The sequence below is a fragment of the Wocania arenilitoris genome, from assembly GCF_021728535.1.
Taxonomy (GTDB): Bacteria; Bacteroidota; Bacteroidia; order Flavobacteriales; family Flavobacteriaceae; genus Wocania_A; species Wocania_A arenilitoris.
On the sequence record NZ_JAKKDU010000033.1, the window covers coordinates 1 to 3,598 of the forward strand.

At 30.1% G+C, this 3,598-nt stretch carries 4 protein-coding genes; all 4 read right to left on the reverse strand.

Annotated elements, in window-relative coordinates; genetic code table 11:
* Positions 1 to 253 precede the first annotated feature (253 nt).
* A complete protein-coding gene (locus L3X37_RS15150) occupies positions 254 to 955 on the reverse strand; it encodes a hypothetical protein (protein ID WP_237241010.1) in 702 nt (233 codons plus the stop codon).
* A 174-nt stretch (positions 956 to 1,129) separates the two neighbouring features.
* On the reverse strand, positions 1,130 to 1,888 hold the full coding sequence (locus L3X37_RS15155) for a hypothetical protein (protein ID WP_237241011.1): 759 nt from the start codon (positions 1,886 to 1,888) through the stop codon (positions 1,130 to 1,132).
* Positions 1,875 to 2,576: a hypothetical protein gene (locus L3X37_RS15160; RefSeq protein ID WP_237241012.1), complete on the reverse strand. Its 702-nt coding sequence runs from the start codon at positions 2,574 to 2,576 to the stop codon at positions 1,875 to 1,877. Before L3X37_RS15160 ends, L3X37_RS15155 begins: the two co-directional genes overlap by 14 nt.
* Positions 2,577 to 2,739: 163 nt before the next feature.
* Complete coding sequence (locus L3X37_RS15165; RefSeq protein WP_237241013.1) at positions 2,740 to 3,378, reverse strand: suppressor of fused domain protein; 639 nt, start codon at positions 3,376 to 3,378, stop codon at positions 2,740 to 2,742.
* Positions 3,379 to 3,598: the final 220 nt, after the last annotated feature.

Sequence of the window (3,598 nt, forward strand, 5' to 3'; positions counted from 1 at the left end):
TGACTCAAAGTCTTCTGTGGATTGAGCAAAAAGAGAGTTGCCATTCAATAAGATTCCGAGTAATAAAAAAAATGATAAGTAATTTGTTTTCATAATCTATTTGGTTTTAATGTTTGCTAACGTTGTTGTATAAGATTAGTTGCGTGTTTCAAGCACTAAAGTTAGCAAATAAATCACAGATAGAAAGTCCGCGAGGACTTTCGTAAATAGGCTAAAACCAGCAATTAATTTTATACGGTGTTGTATGCCGTTTTTATTTATAGTAATAATACCAGTTACTTTCATAATTCGTGTCAAAATTCTCTTTGCTATCCAGAAAAATAGAATAAAAATCTTTCTTAAAATACCCAAATTCATCATACTTTTTAAGGATATCAAAATATTGTTCATTCCATTTTTCATGTAATTCAGAATCCTGATATTTCTTTATCTGCTCATCTGTGTATAAAAAAATTGTCGCACTATTAAATCTTCTGTCAATCATCCATATTTCTGGGTTATTTATTTCTGATTTCAGTTTTTTAATTTCATTATCAGGTATATTTTTATTTGCCTCATCTTTTGCTATTGTTTCAAAGTCAGAGAAGTAAACAAATAGATTGTTTGATTTATAAGTCAGTCCAAGTAGTTTTTTAATCCAATTCGGCTTATTTTTCAATTCATAATTTGAAGTTATTTCTCCAAATTTTTTCGCAATTTCGTTTTGCTTGGTTTTGTCAAAATTATAAGTCCGATTGTCCATAAACTTCCCTTTGTCTTTTGCATATTCAAGACAAACTTGTAGTCGTGGATTGGACTTGTTATTATCCATAAAATCAAAAACTAAATTTAGTGTTTTTACACTATATTTTTTATCAATCCATTTCGCAAGTGGCTCAAATTCATCCTTGATTTTTGAAATCCCTTGTTTTATTTTCTTGGTTGATTTATAATCTTTGTCAGAGGTAAATATCATTTTTCTTTAATGCAGAATGTTTTTCCCAAATGGCATACAACGGTCTCGGCTATGAGTAGTTGCGTGGTTTAGTACTTAACTTTGCAAGTACACGCCAAACTGAAAATCCGCGAGGATTTTCAGAAGTAGGCGAGAAAAAGCAATTACTTATAGCCATTGTTGTAGGTAGTTATTTTATTCAGTTTCTTTTTCTTTTTTCGAGTCAATCAGTTCAATTAATTTATTCAGCGACAATTTAATTTTGTCCGATTCAGCTTTTTTTAACATTAATTCCGCTTTGTTTTTCATTCCGCTGTAATTAGCGTTTGGATAGAGTTCAATCAATGCGGGAAAATATTTGTCAATTCCGTTTGCAAGTTTTGTTTTTCCCTCTTCTGTGAATGCTTTTTCGTTATTTATCTCATCGAGGTAAATCAGATAGTTTTTTATTAAAGTACTAACGTTCGAGTTAATGTTATTTTTAACTCTTGAAGAATTTGGGTCGTCTGCATTTTCCTTGATTTGGTCATTTCCTAATTTGAAATATTTTAATTGAAGTCCTAAACCGAAATGCCAAACGGCAAGCATTTCTTTATCGTATAAATATTGGTCTTTTCTGTCAAGTGCATCATAGACGTTATTCATATCTTTCCACTCGCTAAAGAACTTTTCCGCAACTTCGTTTCGGTGCTTAATTCCCAATTCGTTGTCATCAAGAACAATATTAAAATTTTGTTGGTCAGTAAGTTTTTCTACGATAATTCTTGTTTGTGGGTCGTCAAAAGTCGGAAGTTTTTCGTCCGCTTCGTAACCATAATTTAATTCCAAAACTACTTTATCATAGTCATTCAAGTCCCAATATCTTTTGTCAAGTGGGAATTCGTGTTTTTCTGTGTTGCAATTTGTGAGTGTTATACTTATTAAAGCAAAAAGGATAATTCTAATTTTTGTCATTAAATTCAATTTTTGGTTCTCTATATTCAGTCAGTAAATTTAGTAAACTGTCAACTTCTTTCTCATATCTTTTTTGTTCGCTCAAAACATAACTATGGAAAGTGTTGTAGTCATATTCTTTTTGAAATTTTCGTTCGTCTTTTTCTGCTTGTCTAATTATTCCCTCGATTTTGTTTTCATCGAATCTGTTTAGTCTTGATATTTTTTCTTTTGCTTTTCGAGCGAATAATTCAGTTATTTTGATATGATATTTCTCGTGCGATAACAGTTCTTTACTGTTAGTATTCTTTTTGTAAACAAATGAACGAGAAGGATAGAATAGAGATTGAACTTTTACAGAATTATCATCAATGTCGCTATCTATTGATGTAACTACATATGCAAACCTTTCATTCCCATAAAGTGATTTTTTAAAAAACTCAAGTCCTCTGAAATTTTCAAAGGTTATTTGGTCGTATTTATCAAAAGTTAAGGGTTTTTCATAATTCAGATAGTTGGTATGACTTAAAATTCCAAATCCAATTATTATTGGAACAATTATCATTACACTGTATTTCAAGAACTTTTTAAATTTCTTTAGTGGAATTTTGTTACCTCTTTTACTTTCTTTTATGACTATTCCCAATTGATAAAAAACAGGTGAAAAGTAAATTAGTATTATTAGTATAGCTATTAAATTCTCATTCATTCGTTTTGGTTGGTCATAATTACCTACAACGGTCTTGTGTATGATTAGTTGCGTGGTTAAGCACGTAATTTAGCAAATAAAAACCGAATAGAAAATCCGCAAGGATTTTCGTAAGTAGGCTATAACCAAGCAATTAATTATACACGGTGTTGCCAGTAGTATTTTATTTACATACATTTTTTCTTCCAACTTTTACTATTTCTTCAATTCCAAATTTGTCAAATCTTTCAAGTAGAGCGCTCGCTCCATTTTTTTTCTTAAACTCTAGTTCTTCTTTATAAAGTGGAATTAATGTATAAATGTCAACTACTTTTTCATTTTCTAAATCTATTTGAGTAAAATCGTCAGACAATTCCATTGAATAAGCCAACATCATAGAAATAAATCCAACTCCTTCAGCAAATTCCTCGCCTTCTTCGTGTCCATAAGTATGCCCATATCCAAACCAAGTTTCATTCTCGTGAGGCAACATCATTATTTCTTTCATAATTCTAATCGGCCAATAATTTTTTTCATCGCTGAAAGATTCGTATTCCAAATTCCACTCTTTTGGAAGTAAAATCATTATTTCAACAAATTCCGATGATTCAACATCTTCAGGAATTGTCATTGGTAATGCACTCATTCCACAACTTAATAGAATATGATATGGTCTATCTTCTGTTGCTTTTATAAAAAAAATGTCTCGATGAATTATTTCAGATTTTTTTTCGTCAAATACAACGATGTCTGCATTTTCGTCAAAAAATTGGTCTAAATGACTGTCAACAATTTCAACACTATTAGGCACTTTATCACTCATATTTTTTTCGGTATTTTGGGAATAAGCAAATGTTGAAACAAGAATCAGAAATATAATTTTGTAATAGTCTATTTTCATTTGATTTCGGGTTTCTCCATATTCCAACTAACGTCAAATATTAAGTACTGATATTTAGTGTTTTACTAAATCCGACGTCTTCAGGTTTAATCTCAAATTTAGCAATATTTTTCTTGATTCTGTTGACTAATTTTAATTTTCT

Excerpts from the sequence above, each read along its gene's own strand:
- L3X37_RS15165 (WP_237241013.1), bottom strand. The coding sequence starts at position 3,378 with ATGAGTGATAAAGTGCCTAATAGTGTTGAAATTGTTGACAGTCATTTA.
- L3X37_RS15155 (WP_237241011.1), bottom strand. The coding sequence starts at position 1,888 with ATGACAAAAATTAGAATTATCCTTTTTGCTTTAATAAGTATAACACTC.
- L3X37_RS15160 (WP_237241012.1), bottom strand. The coding sequence starts at position 2,576 with ATGAATGAGAATTTAATAGCTATACTAATAATACTAATTTACTTTTCA.
- L3X37_RS15150 (WP_237241010.1), bottom strand. The coding sequence starts at position 955 with ATGATATTTACCTCTGACAAAGATTATAAATCAACCAAGAAAATAAAA.